The sequence below is a fragment of the Sphingomonas sp. TDK1 genome (assembly GCF_001650735.1).
Taxonomy (GTDB): domain Bacteria; phylum Pseudomonadota; class Alphaproteobacteria; order Sphingomonadales; family Sphingomonadaceae; genus Sphingomonas.
In genome coordinates this window covers 1-16,076 of the sequence record NZ_LXVY01000002.1, presented here as the reverse complement: position 1 = coordinate 16,076, position 16,076 = coordinate 1, and the positions used below count along the sequence as shown (strand labels likewise).

The following is a 16,076-nucleotide window of genomic DNA, read 5'->3' as shown; positions in this document are numbered from 1 at the left end:
ATTACATCGCGTTCGAAGCGTTCACCGTCGCGTTGTCGACAACGGCGTTGTCAACCGGCGCAGCGACGTCAACGTTGGTGACCGAAGCGTCGGTGGTGTTTTCCGGAGCCACGACTTCGGTGGTGTTGTTGACGTTGGTCTCGGTGTTGCTGGTGCACGCCGAGGCCAGGAGGGCCGCACCGGCGATCATCGAACCAGCAACGATCTTCGAAAGGACTGCACGCATGTAATAGCTCCCTAGATAATGGATTTGGACGACGCTTGTCCGCCGTTAATACCCAAACCGTGCTGGACATTAGACGGTTCGGGGGACACCCTCAAGACTCGAATTTATCCCGCGCGATCCAGAGCGTCCAAAAATGGCAAAAATGTGGCGCGCAGGGCTTGATCGAATCGTTCCGTCGCAATCGGTTTGCCCAGCGCGGCGGCGCTGGTGACGGGGAATTCCGCGATTCCGCAGGGTACGATGCCGGTAAAATGCGTCAGGTCCGGATCCAGATTGATCGCGAAGCCGTGCAGCGTCACCCATTGGCGGATGCGCACCCCGATCGCGCCGATCTTCGCCTCGACGCCGCGGTCGAGCGTCCAGATGCCGATCCGCCCCGGCGCGCGGAACGCCTCGATGCCGCAGTCCCCCAGCGCCGCGATGACCCAGCCCTCGATCGCGTGCACATAATTGCGCACGTCGCGCCGGCGTTCGCGCAGGTCGAGCACGACATAGCCGATCCGCTGGCCGGGGCCATGATAGGTGTAGCGGCCGCCGCGTCCGGTGCGGTGCACCGGGAAGCGGGGATCGAGCATCTCGGCGGGATCGGCGCTGGTGCCGGCCGTGTAGACGGGCGGATGTTCGAGCAGCCAGACCAGCTCCTGCGCGGTATGCGCCGTAACGGCGGCGGCGCGCGCCTCCATGGCGGCATGGGCTTCGGCATAGTCGATCGGCTGGGGTTCGACCCGCCATTCGATGGTTTCGTGCATGATCGGCGCCGCTTGCTCCCTTCCTGCGCCCAAGGCAAGCATTGGCAAGCGGCAGCCCCCCGGCTAACACCCCGGGTCCCTCACGCAAGGACTTCGCCGCATGGCAAAAATGGGTATCGTCTGGGACCGGACCTCGGCGTTCGTCGGCGAGCGCTTCGGAGCGCTGGCGACGGTGGCGCTGGCGGCGTTCGTCGTGCCGGGCGTGGTCAGCACCTGGCTGCAGGTCCTTTCCGGCACGGCCGGCTATGGCGCGCGCGTCGTGCTCGGCGCGATCGTGCTGCTGCTGTCGCTGCCGTCGGTCTGGGGATCGCTGACAATCATCGCGCTGGCGACGGGGGAGGGCAGCGTGGGCACCGCCGGGGGGCTGGCGGTCCGGCGGCTGCCGGCGACGGTGATCGTGTCGATCGTGCTGGGGCTGGCGGCGGCGCTGCTCGCGGTCCCGGTGCCGCTGCTCCTTGCCGCGCGCGGCTATGACATCGCGGCGATGGCGGCGGGGCAGGCCGGCGCGATGACGGTCGACGCGCAGACCTCGAGCATGGTGGCACTCTATGTCCTGGTGCTGACGCCGGTGCTGCTGATCGCGCTCACCCGGCTGATCCTGATCAACGCGGTGGTGCTGCGCGAAGGCGCGCTGTTCGGCGCGATCCGGCGCTCCTGGACCCTGACCCGACGCCATGGCTGGCGCATCTTCGGCATGCTGCTGCTGTTCGCGCTGGTCGGCGGCATCGCCCGGCTTGCCGCGCGCACCGTGTTCGGCAGCGTCTTCACGCTGCTGTTCGGTGGCGGGGGCGGGCTGACCACGGCCTTCCTGCTGACCGCGATCGTCACCACCTGCATCCAGGCGGTGGTGATGCTGTTGCTCGCCGCCTTCGAGGGCAAGCTCTACGTCGCGCTGACGACCAGTGATTCGGTGTGGCCCGCATGACGCTCCGCCTTGCCGGCCTGTTCGCCGATGCCAAGCTGTTGTGGGACCGCGAGCGCACGCTGGTGCTGCCGGTCGCCGGCCTGTTCTTCCTGCTGCCCAGCCTCGGCATCCTGTTGCTGATGGTGCAGGGCGCCCCGCAGCTGGAATCGCTGTCGGACCAGGCGGCACTGCTCGCCTTCTACCAGAAGTTCGTCTCGGCGAACGTCGTGCCGCTCATGCTGGCCTATCTCGCGGTCGACTACGGCATCTTCGCGCTGTTCAACCTGTATCTGCGGGGCCACGGAGATACGCTGGGCCAGGTGCTGGCGCAGGCGCTGCGCCGGCTGTTCCCCTTCCTGCTGATCGAGGTGGCGGTGAGCATCGCCTTCCAGCTCGGCTTCTCGCTGTTCATCGCGCCGGGGCTGTTCCTCTTCGCGCGCACCTGGCTTGCCGCGCCCGCCTTCGCGGCGCGGCCGGAGGCCGGGCTGATCCAGGCCTTCCGGCAGGGCTGGGTGCGCAGCGGCGGCATCGCCTGGCTGCTGTTCCTGCTCGTCGCGGCGATCATCTTCGTCGCCGGTATCGGCGCGATGGCGGTGTCGAGCATCGTCACCGGCCTGATCGCGACGGCGGCGGGCGGCGGCCCGCTGCCCGAGTTCCTCGGCTATCTGCTGCTGTCGGTGATCGGCGCGGGCGTGTGGACCGCGCTGGTGATCCTCCGGGTCGCCGCCTATCGCGCGACCGAGCCCAGGCAGGGGATGTGAGGCGCCGCGTCCGCCGGTAACACGCCGAGCAGGCGCGGATCGGGGAAAGTCTCGATCGTGCGCTTGTACGGCACGAATCCGTGCCGACGGTAGAAGCCGAGCGCCGCGGGGTGGTCGAGCGTGCAGGTATGCACCCACACGCGCGCCACGTCCTTGCGCCACGCAGCGGCAAGCGCCTGCGCCATCAGCCAGGCGCCATGGCCCTTGCCGGTGATCTCCGGCACCAGCCCCACATAGGACAGTTCGCACGTCGCTTGCGTCCGGAAATCGAGCTCCAGCATGCCGACCTCGACGCCGCCGCGATCCACCACCGCGTAGACCGCGACCTGCGGGTCGTCGAGAATCGCCCGCAGCCGCGCGTCCTCCATCACCAATCGCGAAAACCACAGCCACGGCCCGCCCACCCGGCGGAACAGCGCGCGATACTTCTCGCTGTCGGGCGCGGGCCAGTGGACCAGCCGGAACGGGGAGGGCGGCATCGGCCGCGGCCTGGGCCGCGCGCGCATCTCCAGCGCGGTGACGATGGTGGCGAGGTGGTCGTCCGCGACGGGCAACAGGCCCATGGGCTCAGCTCCAGGCGGCCATCGGCGGCAGGCTCATCAGGATCGCGTCGACATTGCCGCCGGTCTTGAGGCCGAACAGCGTGCCGCGATCGTAGATCAGGTTGAACTCGGCATAGCGACCCCGCCATTCGAGCTGGCGCTGACGATCGGCGTCGTCGAACGGCTGGTCCATCCGCCGCCGCACCAGCTTCGGATAGATATCCAGGAAGGCGCGGCCGACATCCTGGGTAAGGGCGAAATCCGCTTCCCAGTCGTTTTCCAGATGATCGTAGAAGATGCCGCCCACGCCGCGATGCACCTTGCGATGCGGAATATAGAAATAGTCGTCCGCCCATGCCTTGAAGCGCGGATAATAGGCCGGATCGTGCGCGTCGCACGCCGCCTGCAGCCGGGCGTGAAAGTCGGCGGTGTCCTCGGCATAGGGCAAGGGCGGGTTGAGATCGGCGCCGCCGCCGAACCAGCGCTTGGTGGTCGTCAGGAAGCGCGTGTTCATGTGGACCGCGGGCACATGCGGGTTCGCCATGTGCGCGACCAGGCTGATGCCGGTGGCGAAGAAGCTGGGATCCTCGCCCGCGCCGTGAATGGTCTTGGCGAAATCGCCCTCGAACGCGCCGCCGACCGTGGAGACGTTGACGCCCACCTTTTCGAACACCCGGCCCTTCATCACCCCGCGCACGCCACCGCCGCCGGGCGCGCCGCCCGCGTCGACCCGGTCCCAGGCGAGATAGTCGAACGCGGCGTCCGAGCCGGCCTCGCGCTCGATCGCCTCGAATTCGGCGCAGATCGAATCGCGCAAGGCTTCGAACCAGGTGCGGGCGCGCTGCTGCTGGTCGTCGAGCGGGATCACTGCGTCGGTCACTGGGGAAATCCTTCGGTCTGGCGGAGCGCTTCGGCGAGCCCGATGCCCGTTGCAACCGCGAGGTTCAAGGAGCGGAGCTCCGGGCGAAGCGGTATTCGCACTGCAGCATCGGCGCGGCCGTGCACGAAATCGGGCACGCCGCTGCTCTCGGCGCCGAACAGCAGCGTGTCGCCGGCTTCGAACCGCGCTTCGGGCAGCCGGGTGCCGCCGCGCGTGGTGAACAGCACCAGCCGGCCGGGCAGTCGCGCCGCGAACGCCTCCCAATCGGCGTGCCGCACCATGTCCGGCGCATAGTCCATCGCCGCGCGCTTGCGGGCGCGATCGCCCCAGGGAAATCCCATAGGTTCGATCAGGTCCACCGCCACGCCCATGCAGGCCGCCAGCCGCAAGATAGTGCCGACATTGCCTGCAATTTCAGGCTGGAACAACGCGACGCGAATTGTGGATGGGCAAGTCATTTTGCAGTGCAACATTAAGGCCTTGGAGACAAGAATATGAAAAACCCTGTTGGCAAAGCTGCATTGCGCCGTCTATCAAACTTAGGATAGCCACCGGAAACCCGGCCGGCACTGAGCTTCGTTTCGTCCGCGTTCCCCTCTCCGCGGCTTTCTCGCGGAAGTGTTCCGAAGTGCAAGGGCTAGAGCATGGCAACGTTTGAAGAAGGCGTTACTCCCGATCAGACCATAGGCCCTGGCGGCGAAATTCTACAGAATCCCCGTCGTCGCGATTATCTGCTGTACGCCGCCCCGGCCGTCGCGGCCGTCGGCGCAGGCGTGGTGGTGCTGCCGCTCGTCAACTCGATGAATCCGTCGGCCGACGTGCTGGCGCAGTCGACCACCGAGGTCAATCTCGCGGCGATCGAGCCGGGGCAGGCGATCAAGGCCAGCTTCCGCAAGCAGCCCTTGTTCGTGCGCAACCTGACGCCGGCGGAGATCGCCCAGGCCGATGCGGTGCCGGTCTCCAGCCTGCGCGACCCGCAGACGCTGGATCAGCGCACCAAGGAAGGCCACAAGAACTGGCTGATTACGCTGGGCGTGTGCACGCATCTCGGCTGCGTGCCGCTGGGGGCGGGCGAGGGCGAGAATCGCGGGCCGTTCGGCGGCTATTTCTGCCCGTGCCACGGCTCGGCCTATGATACGGCCGGCCGCATCCGGCAGGGGCCGGCACCGAAGAATCTCGAAGTACCAAAATATAATTTCACGTCCGACACGGTCGTCGTTGTTGGGTGAGGAGAGACCTGGATGAGCTTTCCCTGGGCGCGCCATTACGAGCCGAAAAACCCGGTGATGAAATGGGTGGACGATCGGCTGCCGCTGCCGCGGTTCGTCTATAACGCGATCGGCGCCGGCTATCCGGTGCCGCGCAACCTGAATTACTTCTGGAACTTCGGCATCCTTGCCGGGCTCTCGCTGGTGATTCAGATCGTCACCGGCATCGTGCTGGCGATGCACTTCCACAGCTCGGCCGCCGGGGCCTTCGATTCGGTCAACGGCACGATCATGCGGGATGTGAACGCGGGCTGGTTCCTGCGCTTCGCCCACGCCAACGGCGCCAGCATGTTCTTCGTCGTGGTGTACATCCACATCTTCCGCGGGCTCCACTACGGATCGTACAAGGCGCCGCGCGAGATGGTGTGGCTGCTCGGCGTGGTGATCTTCCTGCTGATGATGGCCACCGCCTTCATGGGCTATGTGCTCCCCTGGGGGCAGATGAGCTTCTGGGGCGCGCAGGTGATCACCGGCTTCTTCTCGGCGATCCCGGTGGTCGGCGACTGGATCCGCATCTGGCTGCTCGGCGGCTATGCGCCGGACGATGCGGCGCTCAACCGCTTCTTCTCGCTCCACTATCTGCTGCCCTTCGTGATCGCGGGCGTCATCATCCTGCATATCTGGGCGCTGCACATCCCGGGGTCGAACAACCCGACCGGCGTGGAGGTGAAGGGCGAACAGGATACGGTGCCCTTCCACCCCTATTACACCGCAAAGGACGGCTTCGGGGTCGGCATCTTCCTGATCCTGTTCTCGACGCTGATCTTCTTCTACCCGGATTATCTGGGCCATCCGGACAATTACATCCCGGCCAACCCGCTCTCGACGCCTGCGCACATCGTGCCCGAATGGTATTTCTGGCCCTTCTACGCGATCCTGCGCGCCTTCACCGCGGACTTCATCCTGCCGGCGAAACTGTGGGGCGTGCTGGCGATGTTCGGCTCGATCGTGCTGCTGTTCTTCCTGCCCTGGCTCGATCGCTCGCCGGTCCGCTCGGCCAATTACCGGCCGATGTACCGCATCGCCTTCTGGGTGCTGGTCGCCGACGTGCTGATCCTCGGCTGGTGCGGCGGTTCGCCCGCGGAGCCGTTCTACGTGATTACCAGCCAGATCGCGGCGGCCTATTATTTCGCGCACTTCCTGATCATCGTGCCGATCATCTCGCGGATCGAGACGCCGCGCCCGCTGCCCAACTCGATCACCGAAGCGGTGCTCGGGGATGAAGGCGGATCGCGCATCACCGCCACCGCGGCGACGGCATAAGGGGGCCGGGAACCATGACGTCGATCTTCTTTCGCTCGATCAAGTTCCTGATTGGTGGCGGCTTCGTCTTCGTGCTGCTGCTCGCCCTGCTGGGCAGCATCACGGGGCTCATCAAGGAGCCGCCCAAGCAGACCGCCGAACAGGCGCTGCACAAGCATCCGAAGGAACTGGACCTCCCCTCGAACGGGCCGCTCGGCAAGTTCGACACCGCCCAGCTCCAGCGCGGCTTCAAGGTGTACAAGGAAGTCTGCGCGGCGTGCCACTCGCTGCACATGATCGCCTTCCGCAACCTCAAGGACCTGGGGTACAGCGACGCGCAGGTGAAGAAGATCGCCAAGGAATGGGCGAACAAGCAGCCGGTGTTCGACGAAAAGGCCGGCACCTGGGGCGAGCGCGACAACATCCCGTCGGACCATATCCCCAAGGTCTATTATGCCGGCACCGGCAATCCGCCGGACCTCAGCCTGATCACCAAGGCGCGGCATGACGGGGCTGCCTATGTCCATTCGCTGCTGACCGGCTATGGCGAGAAGCCCGATGCGGCGAAGGCGGCGCAGTTCCCGGAGGCGATGAAGACGCCCGAGGGCATGCACTTCAATCCCTATTTCGCCAATCTCAACATCGCGATGCCGCCGCCGCTGGTGAGCGACGGCCAGGTCCAGTTCGACGACGGCACCCGCGCAACGGTCGACCAGATGTCGAAGGACGTCTCCGCCTTCCTCGTCTGGACCGCCGAGCCGACGCTGCAGGTGCGCCACCAGGCGGGCGTGGCGGTCGTGATCTTCTTGCTGTTTGCCACCGTGCTCGCCTATGGCGCGTACCTCACGGTTTGGCGCGGCATGAAGCATTGATGGACATCCAGCAGAACGAAGACATCCGCAGTCGCATTCGCACGATCCCCGACTTTCCGAAGCCGGGGATCCTGTTTCGCGACATCACCACGCTGCTGCTCGATCCCGAGGGGCTGCGGCTGACGATCGAGAAGATGGCCGCGCAGGTCGACGGCAAGGTCGATCTCGTCGCCGGGGTCGAGGCGCGTGGCTTCGTGTTCGGCGCGGCGCTGGCGGTGCGGCTCGGCACCGGCGTGCTGCTGATCCGCAAGGACGGCAAGTTGCCGGGTGCCACGATCGCGGAGGATTACGCGCTCGAATATGGCACCGACCGGATCGCCATCCATGCCGATGCGCTGGTGCCCGGTGCCCGGGTGCTGCTGGTCGATGACCTGATCGCCACCGGCGGTACGGCGCGCGCGGCGGTGCGGCTGCTGCGCAAGGCGGGGGCGGAAGTGGTCCAGGCGTCGTTCGTCGTCGATCTGCCCGATCTCGGCGGGGCCGATGCGCTGCGCAGCGACGGGATCGCCGTGTCGGCGCTCGTCGCGTTCGAAGGGCATTGAGGGAACGCATTCGGCCCCTGCGCGCTTCCGCTGCCTAGGGGCGCGCCGGGCCTGACCCCGCCGCGCGCCTCCGGTAAGGAGCGTGAACATGCACATGGGTGTGAAGTCTCTGGTCGGCGCGGTGCTGCTGAGCGGTGCCGCGGCGCTGGGCGGCTGTATGGACGGCGGCTATGGCTATGGCGGATCGCGCGTCGCGGTCGGGTACAATAGCGGCTGGGGCAACCCCTATTGGGGCTGGAACGACGACTATTACTACCCCGGCACCGGCGTGTACGTCTATGACCGCTACCGGCACCGCCACGCCTGGAGTGAGGGTCAGCGTGCCTATTGGGAACACCGCCGCAACACCTGGCGCGGCGATCAGCGCTGGCGTAACAACTGGCGTGATTTTCGTGGACGAACAGGTGGATGGCGCCGCCGCTGATTGTTTCAGATGAAAGTGAATTAAAGGCGATTCACTTTCAACCACGCTGTCGATATTTCAGCTACGAAATTCTTGATGCGTCGAAAGGTCAAGGCTTCGATCAAGATCGACACGCTGCCGCATGTGGCGAGCGTTATTGAACTATCGATCCGCTATATAATTTCGCAAAAGCAACGAGTTGTAGAGATGTTCTCCGTAAAAATACCTCTTGGTGCATTGCGGAATGTTACGACGTTTATTTTCCTATGATGCTTTGACAGAGATCAAAGCATCGAGGTGTTTATGGGGTGGTTCAAGGCAAATGCGCCGATTCGTCTGAAGCTGCTCATAGCCTTTGGGTTGTTCGTCGCGTATCTTCTCACGGTCACTATCGTCGACGCCCTGTTGCCATGGTCCACCTCGCTGGAGATCGATGCAGCCATTACCCTTGTCGCTTTAGTCAGTGCATGGTGGCTACGGGAGGCAATCGCTGTCCCCTACGTGACCACGGTGGTCCGCATGGAGGCGCTGGCGGCGGGTGACCTCAAGAGTCCGATTGCTTATACCGAGTTCACCGATTGTGTGGGTCGCCTGACGCGCGCGATGGCCAGCTTCAAGCGCGCGGCAGAGGCGCAGATTGAGATGAACGCGCTCGCCAAGGAACATGCGGCAGTAGTGCGCGGCATGGGCGTCTATTTCCAGCGGCTGGCGGACGGCGATCTCAGTGCGAAGATCGTAGAGCATTATCCCGACGAGTTCAGCGATTTGAAGCTCGGCTATAATGGCGCCATCGATCGTCTGCGTGACCTGATCGATGCGCTCATGGAAAGCACCCAGTCAATCGAGACCGGAAGCCGCGAGATCGCGCAGGCGTCCGGTAATCTTGCGCGCCGCACCGAACAGGCGGCAGGCGAGCTAAGCCATACTGCCGTGGCGGTGAAGCAGATCACCAGCAGCGTGCGGGAGACCGCCGCGGCTGCCGACCAGTCGCTTGCCGCCAGCCAGTCGGCCCGCACCGCAGTCACAGAGGGGCGCAATCGCACCACCGCCGCCACCGTGGCCATGGATGCGGTAACCGAAAGCTCGCGTGCCATCGATGGCGTCATCGAAGGTCTTGAAAAGATCGCTTTCCAAACGCGGGTGCTGGCGATGAACGCTGCGGTGGAAGCGGGCCGGGCCGGCGAAGCGGGGCGGGGCTTCGCAGTCGTTGCTGATCTGGTGAGCGCGCTCGCGCTGCGGGCGGAAACGGAATCGGCCAGCGCCAAGGAACAGCTGACGCGCGCCCGCGACGAGATCGGTACGGCCGTCTCGGCGGTAGGGCTGATCGATGAAGCCTTTCAAGTCATCGAGGCGTCGACCGAAGATACTGCTCGCCGCGCCGACGAAATCGCCCGCGCCAGTCGCGAGCAGGCCCAGGCAACCAGTTCGGTTTCGGGCGCGCTCACTTCGATCGAGACAGGCATTCAGCAGAACGCGGCGATGGTCGAGGAGACCTCCGCTGCAACCACCCATTTGCTGCGTGAAGTGGAAGTGCTTAGCGGACAGACCGGCGCCTTCAAGCTGGAACGCGGGGCAGCGAAGCGGCATATGCCGTCGGCCAAGGGCCCGCTGCTGGCCGCTTGAGGGCGGCCCTTCAACCTTTCGGGCTGGCTCGGTGTGGCGTGGGGGGCGCGAGGGTGAACAGGCGATCAAAGGCGATGTTCAGCGCAATGACGATCGCCCCGCCGATCATCGTCGCCACCAGCCGGTCGATCAGCAGGCTCGCCTGAATCGGCTTGCCGATGTCCTGCACCACCAGGATCAGCGGCGCCGAAAGGATTGCGTAGAGCAGGTAGCTGCGCATGCGTGCGACCGGCACCAGCGCCCCCAGCACAGCAGCGGTGATGCCGAGGGCGATCGGTCCGTTTGCGACGGCGAAGATCAGCGCGGCCAAGGCAACGCCTCCGACCGGCCCCACCAGTCGCTGGAGCGTCTTCACGGGCTAGTGGGCAACCGCGTTTTCGGTGAGCAGCGCGACGGTCAGCAAGGTCCAGCCGAAATGATGGGCTGGATCTGCGTGGCGCACCATGCTTGCCAGTGCCAGGCCGATCGCCAGTCGCATTGGAAATTGCCACCCGGTCAGGCTCCGCAGTTGTTTGCGGAAATGCGCGCGGCGCTGGTTTGACGTCGGCTGACGGCGTGCTGGGTGAGGCGGAGCGGGTTCCCCTCGACGGCGATAGTCCAGCATCAGGCGCAGTCCGATGTTCCACAAAGCGCCGCAGCTGAAGATTAGCGCTGCGCTGGTGCGATGGGCGGCGCTCCCCTCGACCAGCGTGAAGCCCCGCACGCAATAGATGTTGAAGCGGATCGCCGCCGCCGCGAGTGGGCGGCTGTAATTGACCGACAGTGCGGCACCGCCCACGAGGAGGATGAGCGCCGGGTCCGGCAACGGCAACGCAGCGATCAACGTCGCCGCGGCCACCGCCACCAGTGCCGGAAGCGCCATGGCGACCAGATGCAGGGCAGGGCTGCCGCCGGATACCGCGTCGTTGCTCGTTCCACCCACGAGCAGCACGGCGCCCAGCCCAATCAGGAAGCCGGCATCGACGCGCCCCAGCAACAGGCCGACAGCGACCGGCACCGCCATGCCGAGCACCCCGATGGCGAGCGCAATCGGCCACCCGGATCGGTGCGATCTATGGCCAGTAACGCGCGGAGCAGCGGCGAGGGGAGACGACTGGCGCTCATGCCCTATGGTTCTCGTCGGCGGCGGCCCGGATCGGCGTGCGGAAAGCGGCTTCGTTGATCGCATTGCTTTGCCGCAGGTCGATTGCGCGGTGGGTGCCGGCGTCGAGGCTGGCGTTGAACAGTCCTGCCGGATCCGGCAGCACCGCACCCCGCGCAAAGGTGAGCTTCGCCTTGTCCTTGTAGAATCTCGCCCGTGCAGAGGATGCCGCCATGCGACCAGACGGGCACGCCCCCGGGTTGCTGGGCTTGCGCCACTTCACCTCCTCCTGCGCGCCCGGCAGCGCCTCATGGATCAGACGCCGGACCTTGGCCAGCAATGTGCCCCTCCAACCGGAGAGCGCGGCGATCTGCGCGTCGATCTCCTCGGTAGGTGTCCGGTAGCGATGGCTATGCTCCCTCCCAAGCAGGATCTCGGGGCTGCGTCGGCCCCGGAACTGCACATCCTTCTATAGCGCTGGAATCGCGGCAGGTCTGCCGGCCCAAATCCCGCAAAAAGGGGCATTGGACCAAATGCGGGCTAAACTCAGAGGTGCAAGCGCCTCCCGGCTTGGGACCCGGCGCTCAGTCGGCCTTGCGTCGTGCTACCAGCGCGTTCGCGACGAAGGTCAGGACGGGTTCATCCTTCTGGTTGAAGGTGGTCATCCGACTGCGGACAATGCCCATTTCCGGGCGGCTCTGGGAAGCGCGGGCCTCCAGCACCTCGGTTTCGCAGCGGAGCACGTCGCCCGGATAAACCGGCTTCAGCCAGCGCAGCTCGTCGATACCTGCCGCGCCCAGGCTGGCGATCGGTTCCTCCTGGTGGTGCGCGACCAGCATCGCCATCGTCATCGCGTTGGTGTGCCAGCCGCTCGCGGCTAGTCGCCCGAAATGCGTCCTGGCCGCCGCCTCGTCCGAGAGATGAAAGGGCTGGGGATCGTATTTCCGAGCGAAATCGAGTACTTCGTCGCGAGTGACTTCGTAGCGGCCGAAGCTTGCGCGGTCGCCTACCTGGATGTCGTCGAAGGTACGCATGGCGACGAGTTTCAATCAGAAACCAGACACTGGCAAGCGGATTCAGCGTGACCGGAGCAGTCCCTGGAACGGGGCGTCGTCGCCATCCAGACCTGGCCTGGTCGGCAGCCCGAGCAGGTCGCGCAACAGCGGGGTGATGTCGACATTGTCGAAGGCGGGTACGGTGCCGTGGCGGAAGGCGGGACCGGCGGCGACGAACAGCGCAGCCATGTCCGGCGCGCGATTGTCATAGCCATGTTCGCCATGCGTGAAGGGGGTGTCGGGCAGCTTTTCGACGATCAACCAGCGCGGGTCGGCGAGGCAGAAGATCGCCGCGATGCGGGAATTGGAGCCGAAGCGGAAGCGCGCGGGGATCTCTGCCTTGTGCCAGCATTCCATGTGCGGATGGCGGCCCAGCAGCGCCTTTTCGACTAGCGCTTCCTTGCCGGGCAGCGGATTCAGCGCGGCGAAGGGACCGGCCTCGATCAGGTGATAGCTATCCTTGGGCAGGCCGAGCGGAACTACGCGCGTATCGCTGGTTTCCGACATGCCGTGATCGGAGACGACGATCAGGTTCGCGGGCTGGTGGAGCGCCGCCAGGCCCTGGAGGAGCATGCCGATCTTCGCATCGACCTGCGCGGCGGCCTGCGTCACTGCGGGCGAATCGGGGCCGTGCGTATGGCCGACCATGTCGACCCGGTCGAAATAGAGCGTGACGAAGCGTGGGCGGTCGGCGGCGGGGCGGCGCAGCCAGTCGAGCGCGGTGTCGACGCGCTGGGTGTCACTAATCGCCTGGTTGTACTGTAGCCAATCGCGCGGGCGCGTGCCGCCGGGATAGTCACCGTGATCGGCCTTGATGGCGGTGCTTCCCCAGGCGACGTTGGCCCCCGGCCAGAATACGGTGCCGGTCCGGATGCCCGCCTTTTCCGCCTCGACCCAGATCGGCGCGGCGGCGTTCCACCAATAGGGCGCGTCGCTGGCGGTGGTGAAGGTCTCCCCCGGATGCGCGGGATCCTCCATGCGATTGCCGACGATGCCGTGATGATCGGGCACCATGCCGGTCACCAGCGTCCAGTGGTTGGGGAAGGTCTTGCTCGGAAAGCTCGGGCGCATCGGACCGGTGATGCCTTCCGCCGCGAGGTGGAGGAGATTGGGCGTCACGCCGCGCTGAAGATAGTCGGCGCGGAAGCCGTCGATCGAGATCAGGATCGTCACCGGCGGCCGCGTCTCGGCGATGGCGGCGGGCGGGGGCGGGGTCTGCGCGGGCGGGGTGGCACAAGCCTGGAGGATCGCGACGAGCGCGGCGGCGACGATTCTGGAGGACCAGCGCATGGCACGCGCCATGCGCCGGATTCGTTGCGGGGGGAAGACCGGAGTTCCCCCCGCACCCCCCGCTATTGCCCCAGCCCCAGCCGGGCAAACAGCGTATAGCTCACCGGAGCCTTGCCATACGCCATATCCAGCGCAGCCGGCTTCGCATAGGCCGCCACCGATCCGCCCAGTGCCAGTTCGGCCTTGCCGGCGATAGGAATGCGATAGGCATAACCGCCCTCGAACCGGGTCACGCGGAACTTGCGGTCGTGCAGCGGATCGTCATGGTCGGGGAAAAGCTCGTCATTGGCGACGTTCTCTACCCGCCCGAACAAACTGTGGTGACGGGTGAGATCCCAGTTCGCCTCCGCAGTGAACGCGGTCAGCACGGGCCCCGGCAGGCGATGCTTGGCTGCATAGGCGACCATCGCGGAAACCTTACCGGTGCTGTAGTGGAGGCTGGCGGTGGTGCGCTGCTCATCCTCTCCCTGATGCGTGACTTCGGGGCTCTTGAGGTGCCCGGTCGAAACCTGCGCCACCCAATTGTCCGAAGGCGACCAACTGGCGCGCACGCTCCAGCTGTCGAGCTTGATCGGATCGATGTCCCAGCGATGCTCGTCCGGCTCTCGGCCGTTGAACCAGGATCCTTCAAGTTGCACACGCCCGGCCTGCACGCCGCCGGAGACGACGCCATAGGTGATGTGACTGCTGTCGAACCAATGATGGGCGATGGGAGACAGCGCGAAATAGCGCGCCGAGCGACGATGCATGAACGCGCTGGGGCCGAGCGCGGGCTCGGCCACGGGGCCGCCATAGACGAACAAGCGAGTGCCGGGCGCGACCTGCGTGTCGACCCGAGCGCTCAGCTCCATAAACAGGTCGTGCGGATGCTGGCGGTCAATCAGCGGCTGGCCGTTCGCGGTCTCGCCGCTGGCGAAGAGATTGGGGTAGCCGCGCTTGCCCATGGAGGGCTCCAGGCTGCCCATCGCGCGCAGCTGCAGCGTAGTGCCGTTGCCCCAGTCGCGGGTGGCACTCAGCATGCCCATGGATTCGACAAAGGCCTCGTCGCTGCCGCGCTTGCCGCCCTGATCGGTGTAGACGCCCCAAAGATAGCCGTGCGCCATCACCATCCAGTCGCCATGTGTCAGCATGATGCCGCGCATCGGACCGTCCGCTTGGGGAAGCAGGGACGTGCCCGAGCCGCCGGTCGCGTGATCCGATCCGCCCATGCGCATCATCGGCATCGGCTGGCCCATCGGCATGTCTGCCATGGCATGCCCCATCGCGGCATGGTCTTGCGGGGGCGGTTCGGCGGGCATGCTGCCCATGTCGTGCATGCGGTGACCTTCCTGCGCCAGCGCAGGCAGGGGCGCAAACAGGGCGAGGGCGGTAAGGGTGGTGCGCAACGGATCAGGCTCCCAGTGCGGTGCGCGCGAGCATCCAGAGGCCCATCGCGATCATCATCAGGTTTTCGGTAAGCGACACGAAACCGAGCGGCACGTTGCTGTCGCCGCCGACACAGGCGCACTTCAGCTCGCGCCGGTCGATATAGACCGCCTTGAACACCGACACCGCGCCGATTCCGCCGATGAACAGCGCGAGCGGGGCGGAGAACCAGGTCAACAGGTTCGCGGCCATCAGCAGGCCTGCCGTCGCCTCGGCGAAGGGATAGATCGCGCCATAGGGCACCCAGCGCCGCGCGAGCAGGTCATAGCCGAGGAACATCGTCGCGAAGCTGGAGATGTCGCGCAGCTTGAGCATCGCGAGCAGGCACATCGCGAAGCTGACGAACCATTCGCCCGCGCGCATCGTGAACGGCGTGGCATACACCGCCTGGCTCGCCGCCAACGCCATCAGCGCGGCCATGGCGAACAGCGCGATCACAGGGCGATAGGTCTTTACCTTGGGATCGCGCACCTTCAGGCCCAGATGCCGACGAAGATCGTCATGGCCGCCGATCCGGCGCTCGCCGATGAAGATCTGCGGGGTGGTCGACACGCTGTGGCGTTCCTTGAAGGCGTCCGTTTCCTCGCGCGTGGTGAGGTGGCGATCGTCGACCATGTAGCCGTGGCTTTTCAGAAGATGCAGGGCGCGCAGGCCCCAGGGACAGACATGTTTGTCCATCACCATACGATAGAGAATTGCACTTTTTTCCGAGGCGGATGGCATGATGCTTCCTTTGCGTCCGCCCCCCATATAGGGGCCGTACCATAGTACGGAGTCAAGCGATGTCGCAGCTTACGATCGGAATGCTTGCCGATGCCGGCGGCGTGGGCGTGGAAACGGTGCGCTATTATCAGCGACGGGGCCTGCTCCCCACGCCAGAACGCGGTGGCGGGCCCGACGCGGGCGTGCGCCGCTATGGCGAGGCCGAGGTGCGGCGGCTGCGCTTCATCCGCTCGGCGCAGGCGGCGGGATTCACCCTGGAGGAGATCGGCGAACTGCTCGACCTCGACGCTACCGACGATCGGGCGCGCGCGAGAGAACTGGCGCGAGCGCGGATCGCGGCGCTGGACGTGAAGATCGCCGATCTGGTCCAGGCACGAGAGGGATTGGCGCGGCTGGCGCGGGAGTGCGGATCGGGCAGCGCAGGGCCTTGCCCGATCCTGACGGCGTTCGAGGGATAGGATGGCTGGATCCTCCCGAGGCTGTGTAAAAA

22 protein-coding genes are annotated in these 16,076 nt (G+C 65.8%); 10 read left to right on the top strand and 12 right to left on the bottom strand.

Features of this window, described 5'->3' with window-relative positions:
• Position 1: 1 nt before the first annotated feature.
• On the bottom strand, positions 2-226 hold the full coding sequence (locus A7X12_RS01300; protein ID WP_064309839.1) for a hypothetical protein: 225 nt from the start codon (positions 224-226) through the stop codon (positions 2-4).
• A gap of 104 nt (positions 227-330) precedes the next feature.
• On the bottom strand, positions 331-975 hold the full coding sequence (gene lipB / locus A7X12_RS01295) for a lipoyl(octanoyl) transferase LipB (protein ID WP_064310002.1): 645 nt from the start codon (positions 973-975) through the stop codon (positions 331-333).
• Between the two features lie 100 nt (positions 976-1,075).
• Between lipB and A7X12_RS01290 the strand changes: the two genes are divergently transcribed.
• Positions 1,076-1,900: a hypothetical protein gene (locus tag A7X12_RS01290; RefSeq protein WP_157105464.1), complete on the top strand. Its 825-nt coding sequence runs from the start codon at positions 1,076-1,078 to the stop codon at positions 1,898-1,900.
• Positions 1,897-2,640: a hypothetical protein gene (locus A7X12_RS01285; protein ID WP_064309837.1), complete on the top strand. Its 744-nt coding sequence runs from the start codon at positions 1,897-1,899 to the stop codon at positions 2,638-2,640. Before A7X12_RS01290 ends, A7X12_RS01285 begins: the two co-directional genes overlap by 4 nt.
• Here the strand turns inward: A7X12_RS01285 and A7X12_RS01280 are convergent.
• Genes A7X12_RS01280 through A7X12_RS01270 form a run of 3 tightly spaced genes read right to left on the bottom strand, consistent with a single transcriptional unit; the run spans position 2,607 to position 4,502 of the window.
• Positions 2,607-3,203 (bottom strand): GNAT family N-acetyltransferase, encoded by a 597-nt coding sequence (locus tag A7X12_RS01280; RefSeq protein ID WP_064309836.1) that lies wholly within the window; start codon positions 3,201-3,203, stop codon positions 2,607-2,609. The two genes, A7X12_RS01285 and A7X12_RS01280, sit on opposite strands and share 34 nt — an antisense overlap.
• A gap of 4 nt (positions 3,204-3,207) precedes the next feature.
• Entirely contained in the window at positions 3,208-4,050 is an 843-nt protein-coding gene (hemF, locus tag A7X12_RS01275) for an oxygen-dependent coproporphyrinogen oxidase (RefSeq protein WP_064310000.1), read from the bottom strand.
• Positions 4,051-4,058: 8 nt separating this feature from the next.
• Entirely contained in the window at positions 4,059-4,502 is a 444-nt protein-coding gene (locus tag A7X12_RS01270; protein WP_198161820.1) for a tRNA (cytidine(34)-2'-O)-methyltransferase, read from the bottom strand.
• Positions 4,503-4,706: 204 nt separating this feature from the next.
• On the opposite strand from A7X12_RS01270, the gene petA reads away from it, so the two are divergent.
• The 7 genes from petA to A7X12_RS01240 all read left to right on the top strand — a co-directional run bounded on the left by petA (position 4,707) and on the right by A7X12_RS01240 (position 10,012).
• Entirely contained in the window at positions 4,707-5,291 is a 585-nt protein-coding gene (petA, locus tag A7X12_RS01265) for a ubiquinol-cytochrome c reductase iron-sulfur subunit (protein WP_232318232.1), read from the top strand.
• A 12-nt stretch (positions 5,292-5,303) separates the two neighbouring features.
• Positions 5,304-6,593 (top strand): cytochrome b, encoded by a 1,290-nt coding sequence (locus A7X12_RS01260; RefSeq protein ID WP_064309835.1) that lies wholly within the window; start codon positions 5,304-5,306, stop codon positions 6,591-6,593.
• 14 nt (positions 6,594-6,607) lie between these two features.
• Positions 6,608-7,444, top strand: coding sequence for a cytochrome c1 (locus A7X12_RS01255; RefSeq protein WP_064309834.1), 837 nt, complete (start codon positions 6,608-6,610; stop codon positions 7,442-7,444).
• A complete protein-coding gene (locus A7X12_RS01250) occupies positions 7,444-7,986 on the top strand; it encodes an adenine phosphoribosyltransferase (RefSeq protein ID WP_064309833.1) in 543 nt (180 codons plus the stop codon). Before A7X12_RS01255 ends, A7X12_RS01250 begins: the two co-directional genes overlap by 1 nt.
• Before the next feature lie 88 nt (positions 7,987-8,074).
• The gene (locus tag A7X12_RS01245; protein WP_064309832.1) at positions 8,075-8,410 is read left to right on the top strand and encodes a hypothetical protein; all 336 of its coding nucleotides are present in this window, start codon (positions 8,075-8,077) and stop codon (positions 8,408-8,410) included.
• Positions 8,395-8,550 carry a hypothetical protein gene (locus A7X12_RS25355; RefSeq protein WP_157105463.1) on the top strand — a complete coding sequence of 52 codons (156 nt, stop codon included), beginning with the start codon at positions 8,395-8,397 and terminating at the stop codon, positions 8,548-8,550. Before A7X12_RS01245 ends, A7X12_RS25355 begins: the two co-directional genes overlap by 16 nt.
• Before the next feature lie 142 nt (positions 8,551-8,692).
• Positions 8,693-10,012, top strand: a complete 1,320-nt coding sequence (locus A7X12_RS01240; RefSeq protein ID WP_064309831.1) for a methyl-accepting chemotaxis protein — start codon at positions 8,693-8,695, stop codon at positions 10,010-10,012.
• A 10-nt stretch (positions 10,013-10,022) separates the two neighbouring features.
• Here the strand turns inward: A7X12_RS01240 and A7X12_RS26105 are convergent, their stop codons facing one another.
• From A7X12_RS26105 to A7X12_RS01210, 7 genes are all read right to left on the bottom strand, one after another.
• Positions 10,023-10,367 carry an FUSC family protein gene (locus tag A7X12_RS26105; protein WP_269747789.1) on the bottom strand — a complete coding sequence of 115 codons (345 nt, stop codon included), beginning with the start codon at positions 10,365-10,367 and terminating at the stop codon, positions 10,023-10,025.
• 3 nt (positions 10,368-10,370) lie between these two features.
• The gene (locus A7X12_RS26100) at positions 10,371-11,015 is read right to left on the bottom strand and encodes a hypothetical protein (protein WP_232318228.1); all 645 of its coding nucleotides are present in this window, start codon (positions 11,013-11,015) and stop codon (positions 10,371-10,373) included.
• 97 nt (positions 11,016-11,112) lie between these two features.
• Positions 11,113-11,556, bottom strand: a complete 444-nt coding sequence (locus A7X12_RS01230; protein WP_198161816.1) for a DUF1801 domain-containing protein — start codon at positions 11,554-11,556, stop codon at positions 11,113-11,115.
• A 121-nt stretch (positions 11,557-11,677) separates the two neighbouring features.
• Positions 11,678-12,127, bottom strand: a complete 450-nt coding sequence (locus A7X12_RS01225) for a MaoC family dehydratase (protein ID WP_064309830.1) — start codon at positions 12,125-12,127, stop codon at positions 11,678-11,680.
• A 42-nt stretch (positions 12,128-12,169) separates the two neighbouring features.
• Complete coding sequence (locus tag A7X12_RS01220; protein WP_232318227.1) at positions 12,170-13,450, bottom strand: alkaline phosphatase family protein; 1,281 nt, start codon at positions 13,448-13,450, stop codon at positions 12,170-12,172.
• A 50-nt stretch (positions 13,451-13,500) separates the two neighbouring features.
• Positions 13,501-14,823 (bottom strand): hypothetical protein, encoded by a 1,323-nt coding sequence (locus tag A7X12_RS01215; RefSeq protein WP_232318225.1) that lies wholly within the window; start codon positions 14,821-14,823, stop codon positions 13,501-13,503.
• A gap of 4 nt (positions 14,824-14,827) precedes the next feature.
• Positions 14,828-15,586 carry a glutaredoxin gene (locus A7X12_RS01210; RefSeq protein ID WP_064309996.1) on the bottom strand — a complete coding sequence of 253 codons (759 nt, stop codon included), beginning with the start codon at positions 15,584-15,586 and terminating at the stop codon, positions 14,828-14,830.
• 59 nt (positions 15,587-15,645) lie between these two features.
• Here A7X12_RS01210 and A7X12_RS01205 point away from each other — a divergent pair, with 59 nt between their 5' ends.
• Positions 15,646-16,044, top strand: coding sequence for a MerR family DNA-binding protein (locus tag A7X12_RS01205; protein ID WP_064309829.1), 399 nt, complete (start codon positions 15,646-15,648; stop codon positions 16,042-16,044).
• The last annotated feature ends 32 nt before the right edge of the window (positions 16,045-16,076 follow it).